Genomic DNA, 23434 nt, shown 5'->3' on the forward strand with positions numbered 1-23434 from the left:
CTCTCCCTCAGATACCTCCGAATCTTCTCTCCCTTGTATTATAATACTCGATGGCACGTATTAATTCCTTTTTATTGAAATCCGGCCAGAGCACATCGGTAAAATAAAATTCGGTATAGGCAAGCTGCCACAGCATCCAGTTGGACAGCCGCTGCTCGCCGCTGGTCCGGATCATCAAATCCGGATCCGGAAGTTCTCTCGTATCAAGATACGAGGAAAATACTTCCTCTGTTATCTCCTCCGACTTCCGGATGCCATCGCAACAGTCCGCCGCCATGTGGCGCATGGCGCGCACCATCTCATCCCGGCTGCCATAATTGAGGGCAATGGTAAAATTCAGCCCTGTGTTGCCGGCCGATACTCTCTCCAATTCATCAATGGCTTCCCGGATATCGTCAGCGAGCCTTGATTTCTCTCCAATGACCCGGACACGCATATTATTTTTTGAGGTCCGCTCGATACAGTCTACGAGATACCTCCGCAGCAGCTTCATCAGCGCATTTACTTCTTTCTGCGGACGGTTCCAGTTCTCTGTGGAGAACGCATAAACTGTCAGATATTTGATCCCCAGATCCCAGGCGTCCTCACATATCTGCTCCACCACCTTGGCTCCCTGAGAATGTCCCATATTTCTCGGCATCAGGCGCTTCCTGGCCCAGCGGCCGTTTCCATCCAGAATGATCGCCACATGTTCCGGGATCTGACACAGCTTTCCATTCAGTTCCTTTTCCATAATTTTCCCTCCGGTCATCTTTTTTCATGTTCACAAGAAAAACCAGGAAGCCAGTCATCCCGGCTGCCTGGTTTTCGAAAATATTCTCCATCCACATGCCCAAAACAAGGATTGCAGCAGATAACCTTTATACTGTCAGAATCTCCTGTGACTTCTTATCCATGGCTTCGTCAACCACTTTAATATACTTATCTGTTTCTTTCTGAACCTTGTTCTGCTCTGTCTTCAGTTCATCTTCGGTAATATCCCCGTTCTTGTTTGCCTTCTTCAGAAAATCATTGGCGTCTCTTCTGATGTTACGGATGGCTACTTTAGCGCCCTCTGCCTTTTTCTTCACATCTTTGACCAGCTCTTTTCTGTGTTCTTCCGTAAGCTCAGGGAAGATCAGACGAATCATCTTGCCATCGTTGGTCGGATGAATACCCACGTCAGACTGCTGGATTGCCTTCTCAATAGGCTTAAGAAGAGAAGTCTCCCACGGCTGGATACAAATGATACGCGGTTCCGGCACTGTGATGTTGCCTACCTGCTGAAGAGGAGTAGGTGTTCCGTAATAATCTACCTTAATTCTGTCGAGAACATGCGGGTTCGCTCTTCCCGCCCGGATTGAATTATATTCGCTCTCCAGGTTATCCACGGACTTCTGCATTTTCTCGGTATATTTTTCTATCATAATGTAACCTCCTGCATCCTGTTTTCAATCTCTGCGCCACTATTTTTCTCATCGAAAAATGTGACTCCGAATATACACATAATTTACATCAATCGTACAATTTTGTCAATGTTTTTCCAGTCAGACGTCCCGGCTGTGACGTCCCGGCTACCCTGCCGTAATACTCTTTGATTCCGGTCTGAAAAACACCTAAACCGTCACGTAAGTTCCGTTGAATCTGCCGTCCATGGTCGCAGCGATACTGTCCTTTTCATTGAGCCCGAAGATTACCAGAGGCATTTTATTTTCCAGACACATGATGGTCGCCGTAAGGTCGATAACGCCCAGCTTCTTAGCCAGAACTTCGTCCAGGGAAATCTCATCATACTTCACCGCATCCGGATTCACCTTCGGATCGCTGTCATACACTCCGTCGATGGCTTTTGCAAGCAGAATAGCGTCCGCCTCAATCTCAATGGCCCTGAGCGCCGTCGCCGTATCTGTGGAGAAATACGGATGTCCGGTTCCTCCGGCAAAAAATGTAACGGTTCCTCTCTCAAGCTCCGCCACTGCGTCGTCTTTAGAAAACAGCTCTGTAAAAGCGCCGCAGGCAAACGGTGTGTAAACCTTTGTTTTCATACCTGCATGACGGAACATATCCGACACATAAATGCAGTTCATGACAGTGGCCAGCATGCCGATCTGATCCGCCTTCGTGCGGTCCATATTCTCGCTGGTTCTTCCTCTCCAGAAATTGCCGCCTCCGATCACAATGGCAACCTGAATTCCGGAATCCACCACCTGCTTCACCTGTCTTGCCACGTCGAGAACAGTCGCCTCGTCAAAACCAGTTTTCTTGTCTCCGGCCAGCGCTTCTCCGCTCAGTTTTAACAATACCCGGTTTAAGCTTTTTAAATCTTTCATCAGGACCTCCCTTTTCTTCATCTGTTATAAAACATTTATATCTGCGCGGCGGCTGCGGAAGTCCTTCCTCCCCATCCGCTGTTATTCTGATGAAATGTTATTTCACCTGCGCCATATCTGCCAGATTCTCTGTAACCATATTGTTTAACACCGTGCGGTTGATATATGGGCGTGTATAATAATCTACATAACTATCATAATTATCCGTGTTGTAAAACTCTTTGAAATATGATGTCACTTCCTCGTCGGTTGCCTGCAGATTCTGTTCCTTCGCCACTTTATCCGCGATCAGATACGTCTTTACCATATTCTCGCAATCCGCATAATAAGCATCCCGGAGCTCTTCCTCATCTTCATAGCCGCTGCTGGTAAGGTAATCCTCCAGAGTCGCGCCCTGCAGAGACAGGCTGGCTTCCAGACCGTCAATCATAACGTTGAGCTGCGGCTCCACCAGTTCTTTAGGAATCTCTTCAAAAGTTGAATTATCCATCATATAAGTCCAGACATAATTATACTTATTATTATTTTCAAGATTCTGGCGAATCTTCTTTCTCATGTCATCTACAGATGTGTAACCATACGCCTCCTGCAGATTCTCCTTGACAAAATCATCTGTCAGATCCGGAGTGACCGTCTCACTGATATAATTGATGGTTGTGGCAAATACCGCGTCCTTTCCGGCCACATCTTCTGAAGAATAATCATCCGGGAAGGTCACTTTCACCTGCACTTCTTCACCCGGCTTATGTCCGATCAGCTGATCTTCAAAATTATCAATAAAAGAACCGGAACCGATGGTCAGATTAGCTCCTTCTGCGCTGCCGCCGTCAAATTCTTTGCCGTCTATCGTTCCCACATAATCAATATTTACCACATCGCCGTCTTTGACTGCTCTGTCTTTTATCTGATTCTCTGTCTGAAAATTCGCCATGAGAGAATCCACTTCCGTATCTACCTCGCTGTCCTCCACTGTGATCTCACTCTCCGGAATCTCAATGGCTGAATAATCGCACAGAGTCACATAATTGCCGTCGTTTCCTGCCAGTGTGCCATCCTCATTGAGTCCCTGGCTGTAATCCACTGTGGCTGTTGTCTGCGCCTGACTCTCCGTGGTGGTAGCCTCCGGAGCTGTATCGTTATCCCTGCTGTTTCCACAGCCTCCTATCATTGCTGCTGCAAGAGCCAGTGCCAGACTGGCTGCCAATACTTTCTTTCTCATTTTTCCAATTCCTTTCTTTTCCATCCTCTTTTCTGCCCCGCCGCAGAATTATTATTGATTCATCCTCTCCAGAATCTCTTTCTCCAGCGGTTCCGCTATAACACCGCCCTGCACAATAGCCTTGCGGGCATAATAGAGCGCCTCGCTCAAAGAAGCGTCCACACCCTTTCCTTCCATATACATCATGGCAAGGCTGTAGCACGCCATCCGGTAATCCGCCATCTCCACCGCATTCATGAAACAGGCGGCCGCCTCCGTGTACTGTCCGGAATGATAATACTTCGTTCCCATCTGGTACATTTTCTTCGCCTTCGGCAGGGACTCCTCCCTGGCCTTCTCCTGTTCCATCTGATAAGCTCTGGCAATCTTACGCGCTTTCACCACCGTATTCTCATACTTGGTGTTCACCGCGTATTCCCCGTTCTCCTTCTTTAACAGCAGAGTCTGAGTCGCCAGACCTTCCAGCAGATACTGCATATATGTCTCAAGCTCATCAAGCGGCACTGTGATATTCACAAGCCGTTCCGTCTTCTCCACATCTACCACATGATTCTCCTTCAGCGGAAGCTGTCCCACAAAAAAAACGGAATGCTTCATCACATTCTTTTTCTCCTCCGCATCCGAAGCACTCCGGACCATTTGATACATATTTAAAATATTTTCTTTTGTAAGAGTTCTGCCATCCATCATGGCATCAATCTTTGACTGTTCCAATTCCCTGTCCTCCTGACAACTGTTTCCTTTGCAACTGTATTTCCAGCTGTTTTCTGTCCCCAAACACTTATGTCCTTAAGCGGAACAACAACCTGCAAATACACCAAAATTATATTGCATTCCCCAACAATTGTCAATCTGCTTCCGCCAGACGCAGGCACTGAGACGGACGCACGTACTCCGTCAAAACATTTTCAGAGGCAATCCCGCAGAACTTCTCTCCACTATCGTCCGCCGGTTCCCCGCAGCAGACGCAGATCACATAATCTTCCATCTGCTTCTCATAAAAGCAGCCGCCGGACAGACAGGATATCTCCGGAAGCTCTCTCGTAAGACCTTCCCCTGTTCGCTTCAGCAGACTTTCCTTCCTGCTCCAGAGCATAATAAACCTGAGATCTCTCTCCTGCCCTTCGGCAGATAAAATGTATTCCTGCTCCTCGTCTGAGAAAAACCGGCGCACCATCTTCTCCCTGCAGGGCTTTATCTTCTGGATATCGCAGCCGATCTCCCGCTGCCCCACAGCGCAGATCACATACTTCCCGGAATGAGAGAGATTAAAATGCAGCTTCTCGTGACAGGGCTTTCCATGCGGCCCGCATGTCACCGCCGCCTCCGAAAAAGGCACCCCTTCCCTCTCAAACACATACCGGAGCAGCCAGCCTGCCCCGGCACTGTTTTTCCTGTCCTGTATCTGTATGGGAAGAACCGCCTTCTGCCATCTGCCTTCCGGCAGCTCCTGCTCCCACTCCGCGTGCTCCCGCGGATCATCCAGAGCATCAGTTCTCATAATATAAAGATGCACCGGCCACGCGCTCATCATTTGCCGATCAGCGCCAGAACTTCTTCTTTGCCAATGTAGCCCACGGACTGATTCACAACCTTGCTCTGATTCATCACAACCAGCGTCGGAATGCTCATCACTCCGAACTGAGCCGCCAGCTGCGGCTCCTCGTCCACATTGATCTTACCAATCTTCACATCGCTGACCTCAGCGGCCACCTCCTCAATAATCGGAGACAGCATCTGACAAGGTCCGCACCAGGACGCCCAGAAATCAATGAGCACCGGCTTGTCCGACTGTAATACTTCTTTATCAAAATTAGCGTTCGTTATCTTAATAATTACCATAATATCTTCCTTTCTAAAACCAACACACACAATTCAAGACCCGCCCGCGAATCTTGGCGCGGGATTCGTGTCAGCGACAGCTGACATCTTCCAATCCGAATCCCTGCACATCCTTGCGGAGCGTTTATAAGATCAGGAATCAGCTTCCGCCACCGATGTAGCTTAATTATTTTCACCGTCTATAAAAACGGGAGTCTTTCCACATCTGATAAACAAAATCATGGGGTTTGTTTTTTATTATTATACATGGCTGCGGGATTTGTCAACGTTATTTTTTCTTACGAAAAGTTTCGAGGTGGGAAGGAGACGGCGCTATTTGTCTTTCAATACTTGTTTTGCTTTTGGTTGATAGAGAAGAACGGGGCTCCCTTTCAGAAAAACCATCAGAGAAACCATAATACAGAATTGTCATTTAACCAAACAAATCAAAAAGAAAGAGCTGTTATATAAACTATACTGTACAGAATACGATGTATCATTTGACATAAATACACTTTTCCTGTTTTGCAGTGTGTTTTATAACAGCTCTTTCCCCTTCATTCTTTTTGCTCGATTAGTTTACATCGATCCAGTGAGGATCTACCCAATATCCTCTGGTTTCATTCCAGCGACGTTTCTGAACAGTTCCATCACTTAATGTACGAAACATCCAGTAAATAACGTCAGCACGTGGTTCAATCTCTGCTGCTTCCACTGCTACTGGCATCCGAATCATCGCCGGTATTGCTGCCGGCATTGCTGAGAATGCCATGGTTGCTGCCATCACACCGATTGCTAATCTCTTCATTAACTTCATAATTATTCCTCCTTATCTGAAAATATATTTTCAATATTTTCCTTAATTATTATAAAAAACTTTTTAAAAACATTTTTATTTTCTTCATCATATTCCACAATAGGGTAAAAATCGTACAATCCCGCTTCCACATCTTCTTCAGACACTTCCATAGAGAATCCATTCTGGTTATCATAATAAAAAATATATGAACCATTTTCCTGCTCTTTCAAGTAAGCATTTTGTTCCCCAGCAATATCTACGACAGATTCTGATTGCACGTCTTCCTTCAATAACGCATTTTCTGGCGCAGCATACTTCGTCTGCCAAATAAAATAATACGAACAGAACATCCATCCCAGACCCAGCAGTACAATCAATGTCTGCATCAGCCACCTGCGGCGAGTGACCGTGTACCGTTGAAGCAGCAGGTCGAATCTCTGCCGTATGGTGTACTGTTTGGAAGTATTCACAAACTCTATGGTGTAGAGATTCGTTTTGATGAGTGGATTCTGTGCCCGCTCGAAGCTGGTCAGCAGTATATCCAGATAATCGAGTATCTCTTCTTCACTGAAATCTTTGGACAATGTCTTGTCACAGCGAAACTCAATCAGCTGTGTGACTTCTTTCCGGATTACATAGACAGCCGGGTTCCACCAGATCAGTACACAGATAACGTTCATGAGCAGCTTCTTCCAGATATCATGGCGTTTCCAATGGGTGTATTCATGAAGAATCACATATCTCATTTCTTCATCGGAGTACGGATAGTCCGGAAAATAGATGGCTGGATGAAAATATCCGGCAAGCACCGGAACTGAAATCCCGGAACAAACACGGACGTCCAGCGGACACTCTTCATCAATAGAGGCGAGTATCTGTGCTGCTCTCGGATTGTCCGTACAGGCGTTGGCGCGTATTACTTTCTGCACTTCCCTCGACTTTTTCATCAGACGAAGGATACTGAACACACTTCCGCATATCCATATCACGATCAGAACTGCCAGCAAATTATCACGGAAATCCGGATGCAAAACGAACTTGAAATGCTTCACGATCCATGAATACAGAAAATTATCTGCCAATATGTACTGGTGCTTTGGGAATTCCACCGGAAGCAGAATCCTGACAATACAGCAAACCGTCAAAAATCCAATCACTGACGTACCGTATTTGGATATCAGCATAGTTCTTGTTCTTAGAAAGAAAATAATAAATGCCATCAGGCAGCAATTAATAATAGACCAAAATAAGGAATAAATCGTTATCATCTGCATTCTCTCCTGTTGTCATTTGATATAGTCTTATCTGCCCGTACATTTATTGCATGTCCCTTGTATAGCTCCGGACTCTGCGTCTGAATAAATATTACATAATATAACTCATTAAATAATATTTACTATTAATTTTCTATATCCTTTCGAATATATATCACGTTTCTTATCATACAATAATTTTTTATTTTTTTCAACATTTTTTGAAAAAAATCATTCTTTTTTACAGCAGACATAAACATCTTTTTATAACATTCTTGTATAAAAAATGTTATTTTTATTACATGTTTTTTATTATAGCATTTTCATCCATTAAGGCGGTGAAAAATACGCATCATGTATAACATATATTTTTGTTATACCACACCCTGTTTTGTTCTGACACCGACATATACCTCAAGTATTTTAATTTCTCATATAATTTTTTCAAAAGAAAAGACATGGACATCTTACCCAACAAAGTAAAACATCCATGTCTCTTTTTCTTATGGACCTGAGGGGAATCGAACCCCTGTCCGAAAACCTATTCCGCACGGTATCTCCCATCACAGTCTTTATTTTAACATTCCCTCCGTCAGGCGTCTAAAGACAAACTCCTGACTTCAGTAGCTTCATATTACTTCATACCCGGCAAAGCTTACGGATACGAGTGTCCCACATAATCGGTGCCGGACTCTCAGCCTGTGGGTATGCTGAGGCCGACAGCTGCAACTTAGGCAGCGTATGCTAAATTATTATCTTCAGCGTTTATATTTAATTCCGAGTTTTAACGTGGTCCCGGACCACGGATGGCTGCCCCACGTTCAAAGCCCCCGTCGAAACCAGTACAAGCCCTTAACTGCTGCGGCATGACGCCACGCTGGCTATGCTGTTGTACTGCCGCTGCACGGTCATGATTTGAACCGTAGTATACTTATTATACTGAATAGAAATTATTTGTCAAGCCTTTTCTGGTCTGCGCTGCCGCATGTTCACTGCCGCCATATGCCACGATGCCGCTGCCAGGCTCCGGACGACAGTCTAGCCCAGATTCCGGATCTTGAAGTCTCTCTGCGCCTCGCGCTGAGCGTCCTTTTTGGCAATATCCTGCCGTTTGTCATAAAGCTTCTTGCCCCGGGCCAGGCCGATCTCCACCTTTACAAGACTCCCTTTCAGGTAAACCTTCAGCGGCATAATGGTATAGCCCTTCATTTTGACCTGGTTTTCCAGTTTGCGGATCTCCGCCTTGTGGAGCAGGAGCTTTCTTGTGCGCAGAGGATCTTTGTTGAAAATGTTTCCTTTCTCGTAGGGACTGATATGCATGTGCTGGATGAGCACCTCTCCGCGGTGTATGGTAATAAATGATTCCTTGATGCTGCATTTGCCCATGCGGAGAGATTTCACCTCCGTTCCGTGGAGAGCGATGCCCGCCTCATATTTTTCGTCTATGAAATAATCATGATATGCCTTCTTGTTATTCGCAATCAGGCGGATATTTTCTGATTTTGCCACTGTTTTTCTCCTTTTTTATTTCCATTTTTGTCATCGGATCATTCAGATATCCCGAACATCTTTCCTGGCGTAAAGTTTTAAGAGCCGGTCGGCCTCGTCGTCGTCAATCCAGTCATTTTTGGCGATATCTTCCTTGCTCTGAATCCATTCTTCCTCCTCATCAGAATACCAGTCTTCTTCCGTGCCGTCAAACCAGATTTCTTCCGGTTCATCATCCACGTCTCCGGACTCTGGCGCGCCGTACCGCTCTCCGTGAACGTCCCAGCCGGCGGCAGAGGAGAATTCCTCCAGAACAAAATCAACCGTTTTCATAGTTTTATTGGCCGCTTCCGCCACCACCCGTATTTTCTGCCCGAGAGTAAAGACACGCCCGGTACGTTTGCCTTCCAGCCGGTACTGCTGTTCGTCAAAGAAGTAATAATCGTCCAACAGGGTCTGGATGGAAACCATACCTTCCACTGTGTTATCCAGCTCCACAAAGAACCCTTTTGCCGTGACGCCGGAGATGACGCCGTCAAAGGCATCGCCGATGAACTTCTGCATGTATTCTACTTTCTTCAGTTTCTCCACTTCCCGCTCGGCGTCCTGAGCCCGGCGTTCCCGCCTGGAGCTCTGTTCCGCCACCGACGGGAGAATGTTTTCATAATGCTCCACCCGTTTCCTGTTCAGCCGTCCGTGGATGTTCTCCTTGATGATTCTGTGAATCTGGAGGTCCGGATAGCGGCGGATCGGTGAAGTAAAATGTGTATAATACTGAGTGGAAAGGCCGAAATGTCCCACATTGAGGGTTGTGTATCTTGCCTGCTTCATGGAACGCAGAGCCAGGCGGCTGATCAGCGCCTCCTCCGGCTCTCCTTCCAGGGCAAAAAGCAGCTTCTGAATCTCCTTCGGATGGAAATGTTCCCGCCCCGTCTTCATATAGAAACCAAAATTCCGGATAAATGTATCCAGCTTCGCAATCTTATCCGGGTCCGGCTCCTCATGGGTCCGGTATACAAACGGCAGCTCCTGCCAGAAATAATCTTCCGCCACCGTCTCATTGGCAAGGAGCATGAAATCTTCAATGATGTCCGTGGCCACATTTCTCTCATACGGGTGAATATCCGTCGGGTAGCCTTCTTTATCGAGAACAATCTTTGATTCCGGAAAATCAAAATCAATGGATCCACGTTTTCTTCTCTTCTCCTTCAGGATGGCTGCCGCTTCCTTCATGAGAAAGCACATTTCCCGGATATCCTCCCTATCTCCTTCCGGATGTTCCTCGCCTGCAAGGATTGCCTTCACGCCGTTGTAGCTCATACGCCTGTCCACCCGGATGATGGACTCCACAATCTTATGCCCGGTGACGTTTCCCTTCCCGTCGATCTGCATCACGCAGCTCAAAGCAAGGCGGTCCACTCCCGCATTCAGAGAGCAGATGCCGTTGGACAGCTCCCGCGGAAGCATAGGAATCACCCGATCGCACAGGTAGACGCTGGTTCCTCTCTCCAGAGCCTCCCTGTCGAGAGGCGAGCCTTCCATGACATAATGGCTCACATCGGCGATGTGCACGCCCAGTTCATAGCCGTCGTCCAGCCTGCTTAAGGTGATGGCGTCATCCAGATCTTTGGCGTCCTCGCCGTCGATGGTCACGGTGAGCAGCTCACGGTAATCCGTCCTGTTCTCTCCCTTTGGAACGCTGACCTCCTCCGGGACTGCTCTGGCTTCCCGCATCACCTCGCCAGGAAATGTATCGGGAATCCCGAAGGCTCTGACGATGGCCGTGATATCCGTGGAAGGATCGTCGGTGTTTCCGATGATCTCCACAACGCGTCCTTCCGGCTTTTTATCCCGGCTGCCGTAGCTTAACATTTCCACTACCACTTTGTCGTTGTTCATGGCGGCACCGCAGTTCTTTTTGGAGATGAACACATCCTGTCCGTAATGGGTATCGTCCGGACGGACAAAACCGAAGGACTTGCTCTTCATGAAGGTTCCCACCAGGGTCTTTGTCCCCCGCTCCAGAATTTTGAGCACCACGCCCTCTTTTCTCCTGCCTTCCCCGTGGCTTTCTCTGGAAATCTTTACCCGCACCACATCTTTGTGAAAGGCGCCGTTCACATAAGGAGCAGGGATGAAGATATCCTCCGGTTCTCCTTCAACGCTCACAAAGCCGAATCCCCGCGGATGGGCGGTGAACACACCGGTGAGATTCTCATTTTCCGCCTTCACATATTTGCCCCGGGCGGTAAGTTCCACGCTGCCGTCCGCCAGAAGCGCATCCAGCACTTCTTTCAGCTTTTCCTTCTCTTTGTGCGGAACATTCATGAGATAGGCCATCTCCTTAAACTTTAAAGGGATGTACTCTTCATCATAGATCATGTTCCGGATACTTTCTTTTCTCTGTTCGAATAATCTTCTGTCATCCATATTTTATAGTAATCTCCTGTTTTGTACCGGCAAACTTCATCCACATGACACATTGATACGCGCCGGTAATTCTTAATTAATTATATGTCAGTTTCCCATAATATAAAAATCCCCTTCCGCCGAACAGAGTCTGTCTGGCAAAAGGGGTGCTTCAACTTCACATACTGTGATCATTTATCTGTGGTCGTCTATCTATTGAAAAAACTTCAATTCAAGACCGATGGCAATAACGAAAAACAGAACGCCGAGGATTACTGTCGCTCTCTCCAGTCTACCCTCTCTCGTACGTCCGTGATTCTTTCTCACGTAAGAGTCTGCCTGTCCGGTCAATGCCCCAAGTCCGGCTGACTTACCTTCCTGCATCAATACTACTACGATCAACGCAATACATATTAAGATGAAAACAATTGTAAATGCTGTTCTTATCAACTTCTTCACCTCCTGTCATCACACACAACTTGTATCATGATACCATATTCTTTCCCGCAATACAAGTGAAAAATCTAATGTTTCGCCCGTGTCTCTATTCTTCCCCTGTATCTGTGCTGCTCTCTGCAGCCTCTTCAGTATCTTCCGAATCACCTAAATAATCATAGGTACTCTCTTCCACACCGTCTACGAAAAAGTCCATGGATGGCGCTGAACGTTTTAAAGATTCCTGATACTCGCCATTCCGGATACTTTTCGCATATTTCTGATAATCTTCATCTTCCTCTGCCAGAGTTGCCAGAGATTCTCCGTTCACTGTAAACTTCTCTATATCAAATACTTTGGCATCGCCGTCCCGTAAAGACTTCTCCACTTCGATCAGCCTGTCTGTACCGCCGTCCGGTATGTGAGTATCATTGAGCTGAGATAAAATCACGGAACCGTCATCATACCCGCCGCACCAGTCAACGTCAATGGCTTTTCCTTCCAGCACACTGTTGACCGCATACGTATAATAAACGCTCCAGTCTGCCACAGCGGATGTAAGCGCTTCGCTCGGAGCCACATCAATAATATTAACCGCGTTGCCCACGATTGGAATATCATTCTCCGCGCAGATAGTGGCAACGCCCGTTGTCGACGTGAACTGTGACATAACAGATGCTCCTGCTTCCAGAAGCTGACGTGCAGCCTCCGCATCCGCGTCATAGTCACCGCCTCCATCTGTATACCGAACCATCATGGATGCCTGAGAGCAGACCTCTCCGACGCCCATGTAAAAAGCGTTAATACAGCTTGTAACCTCCGGAGAATCCTCATTGGCCACAAAACCGATGATACATTCGGAACTTGTGATCCTGCCGCTGTTTAAAAACTCGTTCAGCTTCATGCCGGAAATCACGCCGGCAGCATAATATGCCTCATACAGACGGACATAATAGGTATGCATATTATCCAGGCCGCTCTTCTTCGCCTTGGTTCCGCCCTCCTGGCAGAACTGTACATCCGGATACTGCTGCGCCGCGTCAAGCACCGTATTCTCATACCGGTCATCGCAGGCAAAAATAATATTACAGCCCTCCTGCACCAGTTCTTCAATCCGGGATGCGCAGTCGTCCCGTGACACATCCGTCCGGATAAACACCTGACTGTCCTTGAGTCCTGTCTCATACTGCATCTGCCGGATTCCTTCAATGCGGGAATCCGTATCTGTGGTATCCGTTCCCGATGGCAGAAGATATCCCACCTTCATGCCCGCCTCATCCACCGGCTCCGTCTGCGCGGTATCACCGGCAGTACTTTCCGGAAACAGATCTCCGGACTGTCCGCATCCTATTATGGAAACTGCCATCAATGCAGCCAGTATCATTACAATATATCGTTTCATTTTCTTCCTCCTGTTTTCAGACAATATATGTACTTATATTAGAATACATTTTGAAAGAAGTAAAGAGGTTAATTGCAAAACTATAGAAAATTAATTGTTTCATCGGCAGAAAATCATGAATGATCTTCCATGAGCCGCCCTATATATTGCCAGTCAACGCCCGACCGGATCTGATAGGCTTCCTCCCGGTTTTTCTCAAAATCGTTTATAAGCAGCAGAGAATCGTCCATCTTGATATCAATTTCTTTTTTATCGGAATATAAAGAAATCCCATTTCTTCCAACATCGTAAAAATCTCTGGCGCTGTAGATCCGCTCCACATTTATGGAAGACAGGTACGCAAACAGTTCCTCACCGCATCTGCCGTCACCGTCACCGGATTCTGTGAATCTGCCGGAAACATGGGAAATATCTTCCGCCGTCACGCCATATTCCTGCAGAACCTTTCCTGCCGGTTTCCTCCCGCTGGTCAGTACCAGACTTCCATAGCAGAGACAGCTTGCAAACATGATCACTGCCAATACCGCAACGCCCGCAAATTTTTTCCGTGGATGAAGCACTGATCTCATCCGATACCGGAGAGTACTGGCGGCGGCTGACAGGCATGTGGTATAACCTCCGGAACGCCCCGCCGTCTGCAGCAAAAGCTCCGCATATTCGCCCCTGTCTTTCTCCCCGCTGCCCGCCAGAACAATTTCATCGCAGGAAAGTTCCAGATCGTCGCTGGCCTTTTTCACAGCAATCCATATGAGAGGATTACACCAGCAAAGAGCTTTACAAAAACCTAAAAAAATCTTCGTCTGCACATCCCGGCGCTTCATATGATGGAGCTCATGACGGAAAATAAACGATAATTCTTTTTTTGTGTACATCCGCTCCGGCAGCAGCGTCAAACTGCCCCATATCCCCATGGACAGCGGCGTGGAGATAGCGCTGCAATAAAGAAGCCGCACCGGATCTTCATAACAGAGTCTCTGTTTTTCTTCTTCCCATACTTCCAGCACCACTGCGTCTTCTACCTCTCTGCTGTTTTTCAAAAGATGCCGCCGGAGCAGCTGATGAGATATGATCTGATATATCATTACGACCACAAAACCCGCTGCCCAAATAACAATTCCTGCCTGAAGTACCCGGAGCGGAACATAAATGGTGCGGTACGGGATAATTATATTGTTGTAGAGTCCATACGCCTGGTAAAACAAAAACGCAGGAACAAGCCACAAGGTCGCACAGGCTCTGGCACTGATTCGCCTCCGCAGCAAAGGAAGCAGGATAAGCAGGATGATGAAATAGACGCTCAAAAAAAGGAACACGTCAGCAGCCTGACAGAAAAACAAATGCATTCCCTCCCGCCAGCCAACCTGAAAAATACATAGTATCAGCACCAGCACCAGCAAAAATGGAAGCACCAGAGGCGACACCCATATCTGACTGTTTTTCTCGTCCGCTTTCCCCTCCGACACTTTCTGCTCTTTCCTCCAGACCACGCCAAAAGCCACACTGACAACCATGGTCAGAAAAATCGCCCACACTATCCTCATCATCATTACAGATCACCTCGCTCCAGCATGTCTTTCAGTTCCTCAATCTCCTCTTTTTTTATCCCGCTGTCACAGAGAGCCATCGCAAAACTGGCAAGAGAACCACCGTAGAGCTTATCAAGAATCGTCCGGCTCGCTGACGCCAGATACTCCCGCTCGGTGATCAGCGGAGAATAATAGTTCACTCTGCCTCTCTTTTCCACAGCAAGAAATCCTTTGTCGCAAAGTCTTGTCAACAGAGTGAGGATTGTGGTGGAAGCCAGATGCCGGCTTCCCTCCATCGCACTCTCTATATCGTGGCGTGATACCGGAGGCTCTGTACCCCAGACCAGCTTCATGATAGCGAACTCACTCTCCGGCAGTCGTTTCATTTTTTTCATCGCATCTCCTCCTCTCGGCTTCTTTTCTACGTTTGTAGAAATTATATTCTACATCTGTAGAAATGTCAAGAAAAATAAAAATTCCGCTGTGATCTCCCATTACACTGATATTTTGTCAGTTATTCTGCATAAGGGCAAAAAGTACTGGCGCGGCAGCCCGGCTGCCGCGCCAGTACGCAGATGCTTACTCACTTGGTCCTATTTATTTTTCTTTAAAAGACGCGGTACTTCCCATCTCCTCCTCAATGCGAAGAAGCTGATTATATTTGGACGTCCGTTCCGCACGGCACGGAGCGCCGGTTTTGATCTGCCCGGCGTTGACTGCCACTGCGATATCCGCAATGGTCGTATCCTCCGTCTCCCCGCTCCTGTGAGAGATCACAGTGGTATAGCCTGCTTTCTGTGCCATCAAAATAGCATCCAGTGTCTCTGAGAGCGTTCCGATCTGATTCGGTTTGATGAGAATGGAATTGGCGATACCTTTCTCAATGCCTTCCTGAAGCCTTTTTGTGTTTGTCACAAAAAGATCATCTCCCACCAGCTGGATTTTCTCGCCCAGACGGTAGGTAAGCACTTTCCAGCCGGCATAATCTTCTTCTCCCAGCCCGTCCTCAATGGAGATGATCGGATAACGTTCCACAAGGGCTTCATAATACTGTACCATCTCCTCCGCGTTACGATATATTTCTTTTTCTTTCATGCGGCTTTCTCCAGGGAAATAATAACGCTTCGCATTCTCATCGTACAACTCAGACGCTGCCGCATCCATGGCAAAACAGATATCTTCTCCCGTTTTATAGCCTGCCCCTTCCGTAGCCTGCACAAGAATATCCAGAGCCGCTTCCGCTGATTCCAGGTCAGGGGCAAAGCCACCCTCATCACCCACTCCTGTGGACAGCCCTTTTTCATGGAGAGTCTTTTTCAGCTGCTGATATATTTCCGCGCACATCTGAATCCCTTCGGAGAAGCTCTCCGCCCCCACCGGCATGATCATAAATTCCTGAAAATCAATGGAGTTTTTGGCATGGGCGCCGCCGTTGATGACATTCATCATAGGTACCGGCAAAGTTTTTCCATTGACTCCTCCGATATAGCGGTACAGCGGGATTCCCAGGGCGTCTGCCGCCGCCTTAGCCGTGGCAAGCGATACGCCAAGGATAGCATTGGCGCCATATTTCCCCTTATTTTCCGTGCCGTCAGCCTCAATTAAAATCCTGTCAATTTCCCGCTGATTTAAAGCGTCGCAGCCACAGAGACGATCGTTGATTCGTGTGTTTACGTTGGTGACCGCACGCTCCACTCCTTTCCCCCCAAATCGCTTTTCCTCGTCCCGAAGTTCAACCGCCTCATAACGTCCCGTGGAAGCTCCGGACGGCACTATAGCTTTCCCGATGGCTCCGCTTTTCAACCGGACGGTAACCTCCACGGTGGGATTTCCACGGGAATCAAGCACCTCCAGGCCATGAACTTCTTCAATCACAAATCGTTCTTTTCCATAACATTTTACCATAAAAAATCCTCCTATACTGAAACGATGTAAATTTTTCCCGCTTTCAGTATTGGAGGATTTACTAAATTTTATGCATCCGCTTCTATATTTAAAAGAAGCGGTCACTTTTCTTTCCAGCAATATAAATAAGACTCCTTTTCTCCAAACTGTCCTGGAGAAAGCCATGTGATTTTTTTATTTTTATTCTCACTCCACATATTTTTATCTTTACAGTTGATTATCCCAAACTTTCCCGGGGAAAAAATGGCTGCCTTTTTTGATTTATCACCTGTTCCATACAGAGTTGCAGCCTGGCCCAAACGTCCCGGAGAAAAGAAATTAGATTCTGATAACATCGCTCTTTGTTCTGCCTGAGAAGGCTCACCCTGCGTTCCGCTCAAAGAAGCTGCCTGTACCATGGTCATATTTCCCAGACATGCAGAAAATGTCATTGCAGTTATTCCAAATGCTAAAAATATTTTTTTCATCAACATGATAAAATCCCCTTTCTTTTTTTGCGTTTCCTGTTATATAATTTTCAGGAACCAAAAACCTTGTTTTCTTGAAACAACTGTATTATACTTTCCGAAATGCAATATGTAAAATATATATATGATATCGTTGTTATTCTATTTTATTATAATCAGGAGGAGTTTTATGGTTATATTAGATTATTATCGCATCTTTTATTACGTGGCCCAGTGCAGGAGCTTTACAAAAGCCGCGGAGCTTCTGGACAACAGCCAGCCGAACATCACCCGCTGCATGAATAATCTGGAAAATGAACTGGACTGCCGGTTGTTTGTACGCTCCAATCGCGGGGTATCACTGACTCCCGAAGGCGAAAAACTGTTTCATTATGTTGCTACCGGCTATAAACAGATTCTCGCCGGAGAAAACCAGATAAAAAAAGAGAAAAATATGGAGGAGGGTCTTATCACTGTCGGTGCCACCGAGATTGCCCTGCATTTGCTCCTCCTTGATAAACTGGAAGAATTCCGTATCCGCCATCCGAAGATTCGTCTGCAGATTTTGAATTATTCTGCTCCGGAAGCGGCTGGCGCGCTGAAAAACGATCTCGTGGATTTTTCTGTTGTGACCACTCCTTTAAAAATAAAACAGCCCCTGACCAAAATCTCACTCTCTTCATTTCGTGAAATATTGATCGGAGGCAATAAATACGCATATTTATCTGAGAGGAAACATTCTATCGCTGAAATTTCTCACCTTCCTTTTATTTCTCTGAGCCATGAAACCAGCACGAGACATCAGCACCAGGAGTTCTTCATGAAACATAATCTTTCTTTTCAGCCGGATATGGTGGCCGCCACCACAGATCAGATACTCCCGATGATCCAGCATAATCTGGGCATCGGTTTCTATCCGGAAGAACTGGTTCGACGCCATCTCAACGAAAAAGAAATCGTAGAGATCCCATTGCACGAAGACATTCCTCTCAGGGAGATTTGCCTGATCCAAAACGGCTCCCACACCCTGAGCATCGCGGCCCGGAAGTTTGTCGATCTTCTCCTCGAGGGACACGACCAGTGACACCAGATGGCTCTTCCCACAAGCCGCCATTAAGAAACAAGCTGCTTTCGGGGGAAACCAGGCGATTCCGGGGGGGAAAACGGGCGGCTCCCAGAGGGAAATGCATTATCCAAAAAACTGCGTATAAAGAAAGTGAAAGTTCGTAACCATCATTTTTTCGTCCATCTCTTTGTGTCCCAGCAGATAATTGGTGATAAATGAAATGAAGGCGTCGGTGAAATATTCAACGGCAAAATGTTCTTTTTCTTCCCTCATCTTCCATATATTTTTATCCATGGAATCTTCCACAAACTTGCGGGTCGTTCCCTCAATATACGGAAATACCTCTTTCCGGATCTGATCCGGCCCGATATCCTTTACTATGGCCCGGTAAAATTTATAATCCTTATTAATGTTGTGGATAAAATGCAGCGTTATTTCTTCCATCGTCATCTTCTGGACACTTTCTGTGTCCTGAATCAACAGCTGATTCTGAAATACCCAGTCGAGAATGTCGTATTTGTCGCGAAAATGATAATAAAAATTCTCCCTCGTCATTCCACATTCTGTTGTGATGTCAGAAATCGTCGTTTTAGAAAAGGTTTTCCTGCATACGACGGCTTTAAATGCTTCTGCCAGTTTTTCTTTTGTCCTGCTTACCATCTTGCGCTCTCCTCTCCTTGTTTTGCAAAAAGAATTCCTTCTTCCTATCAGCTTTTCCTCCACCAACACAGTTTACCTCATTTTTTGTCATTTGCAAAATATATATATCATATTTCTGTTATATCAAAAACAGATATCAAAAATAATTGATTTTTAATAAAAAGATTGCCCTGAGCAGGTATATTGATAAATATATATCCACTCAGGGCAAACTTATAATATAGAACTTTTATGAGCACAGTTCCTTTTCCGCTATATACTTACCACGGAATAACCATGTATAATAATACGGCTACAATGGCTCCGATGACAGGTCCCAGAATAGGAACAATCGCGTATCCCCAGTCAGAATCGCCTTTACCTTTGATCGGAAGGATTGCATGAGCGATACGAGGTCCGATATCACGGGCAGGGTTCATAGCATATCCGGTCAGTCCGCCGAAGGACATACCGCAGGAAACGATGATGGCAAATACGAAGAATTTGGAAACACCGCCGTCAACAACGCCGCAGTTCGGGAATGCAAGAATAGCGAATACCAGCCAGAACGTTGCGAAAGCTTCCTGTAAGATATTGTACGGAATATTTCTTACGCCAGGAGCTGTACAGAAGACGCCACGCATTGTGTCAGGTTCGTCTGCAGTCGCATCAAACTGAGGCTTGAAAGCGATCCATACAAGGATACCACCGATGATACCGCCGAGCATCTCAGCGACAATATATCCGATACACTGGGACCATGGCAGAGAACCGCCGATACACAGAGCAATTGTCAGAGCAGGGTTATAAGATGCTGCACAGATATTGCTGAAACATGCTGCAGGAAGGAGTACGGCCATACCCCATCCGATTGTCACAATTACCAGACCGCCATTTTTGAAATTTGATTTGTTCAGGTTCACGTTGGCACAAACGCCATCTCCAAGAAGAACGAGGAGCATGGTACCTAAAAATTCACCAAGATATGCAGTCATAAAAAATTCCTCCTTCTGTGAAAAAAGTTATACACTAGTGTTGTATTTAATATAGCACCAAACGTATGAACTTTGTTTTCACATCGGAGGAATTTTGTAGGAAAATGTCGATTTTCTTACTTTTTCTTTATAATTTTCTAAATATTATTCTTTTCCATCCCAACAGTAGGTACACAGACATTCTTTGGGAAGACCGATCGATTCGATCATATCGTCCAGCCTGTGGAAACGGAGGGAAGTAAAGTTAAGCTCCTTACAGATATCATCCAGCATAGCCTGATATTTTTCAGAATCCGGGTTGGCGTATTCCGCCAGAATCTCCGGATCATTTGCTTTTTCTTCTCCTTCCCGCTTCAGGATCACCCGGCGGGTAATCAGATCAAGCTCAGATTTGGAGCGGGAGAAATTCAGATATTTACAGCCATATAAAAGAGGAGGACACGCCGGACGGATATGCACCTCTTCTACCCCGCTCTCATAAAGAAACTCTGTGGTTTCCCGAAGCTGTGTGCCTCTCACGATAGAATCGTCGATCAACAGCAGCTTCTTTCCCTTGATCAGAGGATGTACCGGAATCAGCTTCATTTTGGCAATGAGATTTCGTTTGGACTGATTCTGCGGCATGAAAGATCGCGGCCATGTAGGGGTATACTTGATAAACGGTCTGGCAAATGGTATTCCTGACTCGTTAGCATAACCTACGGCGTGTGCGATACCGGAATCCGGCACGCCGGCCACATAATCCGCCTCCACATTATCCCTCTTTGCCAGAAGTTCTCCGCAGCGGTAACGCATAGTCTCCACATTGACGCCCTCATATGTGGCGTTTGGATAACCGTAATATACCCAGAGGAAAGAACATATTTTCATCTTGTCACCGGCAGGAACCGCCGTCTTTACGCTGTCCGGGCGGACGAAGACTACCTCACCCGGCCCCAGTTCTTTACAGGTCTTATATCCCAGATTGGCGTAAGCGAAATCCTCAAAGGAAATACAGTGTCCGCCTTCTTTCTCCCCGATGAACAGAGGCGTTCTTCCCAGCAAATCTCTGGCAGCGAAAATACCATGCTGCGTCATTACAAGCATACTCATGGAGCCGTCGATGGATTCCTGAGCATAACGAATTCCCTCGGAAATACTCTGTTTTTCGTTGATCAGTGAGGCAACCAGCTCAGTGGCATTGACGCCGCCGCCGCTCATCTCCAGAAAATGAGCTCGTCCGTTGTCAAACGCCTTTTTCACCAGTTCTTCCTGATTGTTAATCTTTCCCACCGTTGTGATGGCAAAACTGCCCAGATGAGATTGAACCAGAAGCGGCTGAGGCTCACTATCAGAAATACAACCGATTCCAAGATTGCCGGACAGTTCCTCCACATCCCGCTCGAACTTTGTCCGAAACGGCGAATTTTCAATATTGTGGATAGAACGGTCAAATCCTTTCTCTTTGCTGTACACAGCCATGCCGCCCCGACGGGTTCCCAGATGGGAATGATAATCAATACCGAAAAACAGGTCAAATACACAGCTCTCTTTTGATGCTACTCCAAATATTCCGCCCATAATGTGCTCCTTTACCGTAATAAAATGAACTTGCCTCCATTGACAGCTCTAGTGCTTGCAGATTTCAATGTAGTCTTTGACAACCTTTACCAACTTATCATAACTGGTACTGGATGTATTCAGACAGAAATCATAATTTCGCGCATCGTTCCAGTCTCTTCCCGTGTGATATTTATAATAATCAGAACGATACTTATCTCTTTTTTCAATTTTCTTTATTATTTCTCTCTCCGTACCGCCATTCTGCGCCATGGTACGTTTAATGCAGTCTTCTCTTGATGCATAGAAAAACAGTTTGATGACATTTGGCTCATCCTTCAGGATAAAGTCCGCACAGCGTCCGATAATGATACAGGATTCTGTTTTTGCCAGCTCTTTGATACATTTTGCCTGGTAGTTGAACAGATTATCGTCGGAAGTATAGTCATCGCTGTCCGGCGGCAGCACCTCTCCTTTGTAAATGTTCTTACTGATGCGGAATAAAGGCATCGTCTTTACTTTTTCGTCCACCTTGCCAAACAAGGCCTCGTTGATGCCGCTCTGTTCCGAGGCCATCCGGAGAAGCTCCCTGTCATAACAGTGGATTCCCAATTCATCAGCCAGAAGCTTTCCGAGGGTCTTTCCGCCGCTTCCGTAGCTTCTCGCAATCGTAATTACTGTATGTTCCATACAATCACCTACTCTCCCAGATATGCTTTCTTAATGGATTCGTTATTCATAAGCTCTTTGGCGTCTCCGCTCAGAACAATGTTGCCAGTCTCAAGGACATAGGCCCGGTCCGCAATGGACAGCGCTTTTTTCGCGTTCTGTTCCACCAGAAGTACCGTTGTTCCCGCCGCGGATATCTCCTGAATAATCTTAAAAATCTCTTCCACAAAAATCGGAGAAAGTCCCATGGACGGCTCATCCATGAGAATAATTCTCGGCTTGGACATAAGCGCCCGGCCCATGGCAAGCATCTGCTGTTCTCCGCCGCTTAAAGTTCCCGCCGACTGGTTCTTTCTCTCTTTCAGTCTTGGGAAGCTCTGGTATACTTTCTGAAGGGTCTCCTCCACCTCATTTTTATCTTTTCTGGTATATGCGCCCAGCTTCAGATTCTCAAGAACCGTCAGGTCGGCAAACACTCTCCGTCCCTCTGGCACATGAGCCATTCCCATGGACACGATCTTATGTCCTGGAACCTTTGTGATATCTTTTCCCTCAAAAATAATCTGTCCTTTTTTAGCCTGCAGCATACCTGTGATTGTCTGAAGGGTGGTTGTCTTGCCGGCGCCGTTGGCTCCGATCAGCGCGATAACCTCTCCCTGATTGACCTCAAAGGAAATCCCTTTGATAGCCTGAATCACACCATAATATACTTCAAGGTCCTTTATTTCAAGCATCGCCATACAGTCTTTCCTCCTATTCTCCCAGATACGCCTTAACTACTTCCGGATTATTCAGCACGTCGCTGGTTTTTCCCTGCGCCAGAACCTGACCGAAATTGAGCACAGTAAGTTTTTCACAAATACCGGAGACAAGCTTCATATCATGTTCGATAAGCAGTATCGTCATGTCAAACTCGTCTCTCACAAAACGAATCATATCCATCAATTCCTGTGTCTCGTTAGGGTTCATGCCGGCCGCCGGTTCATCGAGCAGAAGAAGTTTCGGCTCCGTGGCGAGAGCACGGGCGATCTCCAGCTTTCTCTGGTCGCCGTACGGAAGATTCGACGCCAGGTAATCCGCCTTATCATCCATCTCAAAAACTTTTAACAGTTCCATGGCTTTGTCGTCCATGGCCTTTTCCATCTTCCGGTATTTTGGAAGCCGGAGAATCCCTGTGAGGGTGGAATATTTATAGTGATTAGCCAGACCAATCTTTACGTTGTCAAGGACAGTCTGCGCATGGAAGAGCCGGATATTCTGAAAGGTTCTGGCCACGCCTGCCTTATTGATCTCAATGGTGCTTTTACCGATCAGATCCTGCCCGTCCAGACGAATCAGACCGTCATCCGGCTTATATACGCCGGTGAGCATATTAAATACTGTGGTTTTTCCCGCACCGTTCGGTCCGATCAAACCGTACAGCTGTCCTTTTTCAATATTCACTTCAAAATTATCTACTGCCCGGAGACCTCCAAAGGAGATACCCAGGTTCTTTACTTCAAGCAATGCCATGA

Annotated in this window: 24 protein-coding genes and 1 other RNA gene; 1 reads left to right on the forward strand and 24 read right to left on the reverse strand. The window is 46.6% G+C overall.

The genetic code is table 11. The annotated features are described in order from the left end of the window. Positions 1-7: 7 nt before the first annotated feature. The 18 genes from B5F87_RS09440 to B5F87_RS09530 form a co-directional block, all read right to left on the reverse strand. On the reverse strand, positions 8-733 hold the full coding sequence (locus tag B5F87_RS09440) for an isoprenyl transferase (protein ID WP_087280275.1): 726 nt from the start codon (positions 731-733) through the stop codon (positions 8-10). A 127-nt stretch (positions 734-860) separates the two neighbouring features. Then, positions 861-1406, reverse strand: coding sequence for a ribosome recycling factor (gene frr / locus B5F87_RS09445; RefSeq protein ID WP_087280278.1), 546 nt, complete (start codon positions 1404-1406; stop codon positions 861-863). A gap of 189 nt (positions 1407-1595) precedes the next feature. After that, the gene (gene pyrH, locus B5F87_RS09450; protein WP_087280281.1) at positions 1596-2309 is read right to left on the reverse strand and encodes a UMP kinase; all 714 of its coding nucleotides are present in this window, start codon (positions 2307-2309) and stop codon (positions 1596-1598) included. A gap of 97 nt (positions 2310-2406) precedes the next feature. Then, positions 2407-3528 carry a trigger factor gene (gene tig / locus B5F87_RS09455; protein WP_158097006.1) on the reverse strand — a complete coding sequence of 374 codons (1122 nt, stop codon included), beginning with the start codon at positions 3526-3528 and terminating at the stop codon, positions 2407-2409. A 51-nt stretch (positions 3529-3579) separates the two neighbouring features. Further along, positions 3580-4242 carry an SEL1-like repeat protein gene (locus tag B5F87_RS09460; protein ID WP_087280287.1) on the reverse strand — a complete coding sequence of 221 codons (663 nt, stop codon included), beginning with the start codon at positions 4240-4242 and terminating at the stop codon, positions 3580-3582. A gap of 133 nt (positions 4243-4375) precedes the next feature. Continuing rightward, positions 4376-5029: a 4'-phosphopantetheinyl transferase superfamily protein gene (locus B5F87_RS09465; RefSeq protein WP_158097007.1), complete on the reverse strand. Its 654-nt coding sequence runs from the start codon at positions 5027-5029 to the stop codon at positions 4376-4378. Between the two features lie 29 nt (positions 5030-5058). Next, complete coding sequence (gene trxA / locus B5F87_RS09470) at positions 5059-5370, reverse strand: thioredoxin (RefSeq protein ID WP_087280293.1); 312 nt, start codon at positions 5368-5370, stop codon at positions 5059-5061. Positions 5371-5923: 553 nt separating this feature from the next. Continuing rightward, entirely contained in the window at positions 5924-6166 is a 243-nt protein-coding gene (locus tag B5F87_RS09480; RefSeq protein WP_087280299.1) for a hypothetical protein, read from the reverse strand. Positions 6167-6168: 2 nt separating this feature from the next. Beyond that, on the reverse strand, positions 6169-7416 hold the full coding sequence (locus B5F87_RS09485) for a M56 family metallopeptidase (RefSeq protein WP_158097008.1): 1248 nt from the start codon (positions 7414-7416) through the stop codon (positions 6169-6171). Positions 7417-7904: 488 nt separating this feature from the next. Then, positions 7905-8253, reverse strand: a transfer-messenger RNA (tmRNA) gene (gene ssrA, locus B5F87_RS09490). A gap of 186 nt (positions 8254-8439) precedes the next feature. Beyond that, positions 8440-8910 carry an SsrA-binding protein SmpB gene (smpB, locus tag B5F87_RS09495; protein ID WP_087280306.1) on the reverse strand — a complete coding sequence of 157 codons (471 nt, stop codon included), beginning with the start codon at positions 8908-8910 and terminating at the stop codon, positions 8440-8442. 42 nt (positions 8911-8952) lie between these two features. Next, the gene (gene rnr, locus B5F87_RS09500) at positions 8953-11319 is read right to left on the reverse strand and encodes a ribonuclease R (RefSeq protein ID WP_087280309.1); all 2367 of its coding nucleotides are present in this window, start codon (positions 11317-11319) and stop codon (positions 8953-8955) included. Between the two features lie 192 nt (positions 11320-11511). Continuing rightward, entirely contained in the window at positions 11512-11757 is a 246-nt protein-coding gene (gene secG / locus B5F87_RS09505; protein ID WP_087280312.1) for a preprotein translocase subunit SecG, read from the reverse strand. An 85-nt stretch (positions 11758-11842) separates the two neighbouring features. Then, complete coding sequence (locus B5F87_RS09510) at positions 11843-13135, reverse strand: BMP family ABC transporter substrate-binding protein (RefSeq protein ID WP_087280315.1); 1293 nt, start codon at positions 13133-13135, stop codon at positions 11843-11845. Between the two features lie 113 nt (positions 13136-13248). Further along, positions 13249-14682 (reverse strand): M56 family metallopeptidase, encoded by a 1434-nt coding sequence (locus tag B5F87_RS09515; protein WP_087280318.1) that lies wholly within the window; start codon positions 14680-14682, stop codon positions 13249-13251. Then, entirely contained in the window at positions 14682-15056 is a 375-nt protein-coding gene (locus B5F87_RS09520; protein WP_087280321.1) for a BlaI/MecI/CopY family transcriptional regulator, read from the reverse strand. Before B5F87_RS09520 ends, B5F87_RS09515 begins: the two co-directional genes overlap by 1 nt. A gap of 202 nt (positions 15057-15258) precedes the next feature. Next, positions 15259-16566 carry a phosphopyruvate hydratase gene (gene eno, locus B5F87_RS09525; RefSeq protein WP_087280324.1) on the reverse strand — a complete coding sequence of 436 codons (1308 nt, stop codon included), beginning with the start codon at positions 16564-16566 and terminating at the stop codon, positions 15259-15261. Between the two features lie 101 nt (positions 16567-16667). Beyond that, positions 16668-17039, reverse strand: coding sequence for a hypothetical protein (locus B5F87_RS09530; protein WP_087280327.1), 372 nt, complete (start codon positions 17037-17039; stop codon positions 16668-16670). 163 nt (positions 17040-17202) lie between these two features. On the opposite strand from B5F87_RS09530, the gene B5F87_RS09535 reads away from it, so the two are divergent. After that, a complete protein-coding gene (locus tag B5F87_RS09535) occupies positions 17203-18096 on the forward strand; it encodes a LysR family transcriptional regulator (RefSeq protein ID WP_087280330.1) in 894 nt (297 codons plus the stop codon). 105 nt (positions 18097-18201) lie between these two features. Here the strand turns inward: B5F87_RS09535 and B5F87_RS09540 are convergent, their stop codons facing one another. The 6 genes from B5F87_RS09540 to B5F87_RS09565 form a co-directional block, all read right to left on the reverse strand. Next, positions 18202-18738: a TetR/AcrR family transcriptional regulator C-terminal domain-containing protein gene (locus B5F87_RS09540; protein WP_087280333.1), complete on the reverse strand. Its 537-nt coding sequence runs from the start codon at positions 18736-18738 to the stop codon at positions 18202-18204. Positions 18739-18998: 260 nt separating this feature from the next. Beyond that, a complete protein-coding gene (locus B5F87_RS09545; protein ID WP_087280336.1) occupies positions 18999-19712 on the reverse strand; it encodes an MIP/aquaporin family protein in 714 nt (237 codons plus the stop codon). 144 nt (positions 19713-19856) lie between these two features. Next, the gene (locus B5F87_RS09550; protein ID WP_087280339.1) at positions 19857-21272 is read right to left on the reverse strand and encodes an amidophosphoribosyltransferase; all 1416 of its coding nucleotides are present in this window, start codon (positions 21270-21272) and stop codon (positions 19857-19859) included. Between the two features lie 48 nt (positions 21273-21320). Then, positions 21321-21941, reverse strand: a complete 621-nt coding sequence (locus tag B5F87_RS09555; protein WP_087280342.1) for a cytidylate kinase-like family protein — start codon at positions 21939-21941, stop codon at positions 21321-21323. Positions 21942-21949: 8 nt separating this feature from the next. Further along, positions 21950-22660, reverse strand: coding sequence for an ABC transporter ATP-binding protein (locus tag B5F87_RS09560; protein ID WP_087280345.1), 711 nt, complete (start codon positions 22658-22660; stop codon positions 21950-21952). 13 nt (positions 22661-22673) lie between these two features. Next, positions 22674-23432: an ABC transporter ATP-binding protein gene (locus tag B5F87_RS09565; RefSeq protein ID WP_087280348.1), complete on the reverse strand. Its 759-nt coding sequence runs from the start codon at positions 23430-23432 to the stop codon at positions 22674-22676. Between the last annotated feature and the right edge of the window lie 2 nt (positions 23433-23434).

The sequence above is a fragment of the Eubacterium sp. An3 genome (genome assembly GCF_002159465.1).
In the GTDB taxonomy this organism is placed as follows: domain Bacteria; phylum Bacillota; class Clostridia; order Lachnospirales; family Lachnospiraceae; genus Anaerobutyricum; species Anaerobutyricum stercoris.

Bases quoted from the DNA above. Each gene is read 5' to 3' on its own strand.
- B5F87_RS09440 (WP_087280275.1), bottom strand. From the start codon at position 733: ATGGAAAAGGAACTGAATGGAAAGCTGTGTCAGATCCCGGAACATGTG.
- frr (WP_087280278.1), bottom strand. From the start codon at position 1,406: ATGATAGAAAAATATACCGAGAAAATGCAGAAGTCCGTGGATAACCTG.
- pyrH (WP_087280281.1), bottom strand. From the start codon at position 2,309: ATGAAAGATTTAAAAAGCTTAAACCGGGTATTGTTAAAACTGAGCGGA.
- tig (WP_158097006.1), bottom strand. From the start codon at position 3,528: ATGAGAAAGAAAGTATTGGCAGCCAGTCTGGCACTGGCTCTTGCAGCA.
- B5F87_RS09465 (WP_158097007.1), bottom strand. From the start codon at position 5,029: ATGAGAACTGATGCTCTGGATGATCCGCGGGAGCACGCGGAGTGGGAG.
- trxA (WP_087280293.1), bottom strand. From the start codon at position 5,370: ATGGTAATTATTAAGATAACGAACGCTAATTTTGATAAAGAAGTATTA.
- B5F87_RS09480 (WP_087280299.1), bottom strand. From the start codon at position 6,166: ATGAAGTTAATGAAGAGATTAGCAATCGGTGTGATGGCAGCAACCATG.
- B5F87_RS09485 (WP_158097008.1), bottom strand. From the start codon at position 7,416: ATGATAACGATTTATTCCTTATTTTGGTCTATTATTAATTGCTGCCTG.
- rnr (WP_087280309.1), bottom strand. From the start codon at position 11,319: ATGGATGACAGAAGATTATTCGAACAGAGAAAAGAAAGTATCCGGAAC.
- B5F87_RS09510 (WP_087280315.1), bottom strand. From the start codon at position 13,135: ATGAAACGATATATTGTAATGATACTGGCTGCATTGATGGCAGTTTCC.
- B5F87_RS09515 (WP_087280318.1), bottom strand. From the start codon at position 14,682: ATGATGATGAGGATAGTGTGGGCGATTTTTCTGACCATGGTTGTCAGT.
- B5F87_RS09520 (WP_087280321.1), bottom strand. From the start codon at position 15,056: ATGAAAAAAATGAAACGACTGCCGGAGAGTGAGTTCGCTATCATGAAG.
- eno (WP_087280324.1), bottom strand. From the start codon at position 16,566: ATGGTAAAATGTTATGGAAAAGAACGATTTGTGATTGAAGAAGTTCAT.
- B5F87_RS09530 (WP_087280327.1), bottom strand. From the start codon at position 17,039: ATGTTGATGAAAAAAATATTTTTAGCATTTGGAATAACTGCAATGACA.
- B5F87_RS09535 (WP_087280330.1), top strand. From the start codon at position 17,203: ATGGTTATATTAGATTATTATCGCATCTTTTATTACGTGGCCCAGTGC.
- B5F87_RS09540 (WP_087280333.1), bottom strand. From the start codon at position 18,738: ATGGTAAGCAGGACAAAAGAAAAACTGGCAGAAGCATTTAAAGCCGTC.
- B5F87_RS09545 (WP_087280336.1), bottom strand. From the start codon at position 19,712: ATGACTGCATATCTTGGTGAATTTTTAGGTACCATGCTCCTCGTTCTT.
- B5F87_RS09550 (WP_087280339.1), bottom strand. From the start codon at position 21,272: ATGGGCGGAATATTTGGAGTAGCATCAAAAGAGAGCTGTGTATTTGAC.
- B5F87_RS09555 (WP_087280342.1), bottom strand. From the start codon at position 21,941: ATGGAACATACAGTAATTACGATTGCGAGAAGCTACGGAAGCGGCGGA.
- B5F87_RS09560 (WP_087280345.1), bottom strand. From the start codon at position 22,660: ATGGCGATGCTTGAAATAAAGGACCTTGAAGTATATTATGGTGTGATT.
- B5F87_RS09565 (WP_087280348.1), bottom strand. From the start codon at position 23,432: ATGGCATTGCTTGAAGTAAAGAACCTGGGTATCTCCTTTGGAGGTCTC.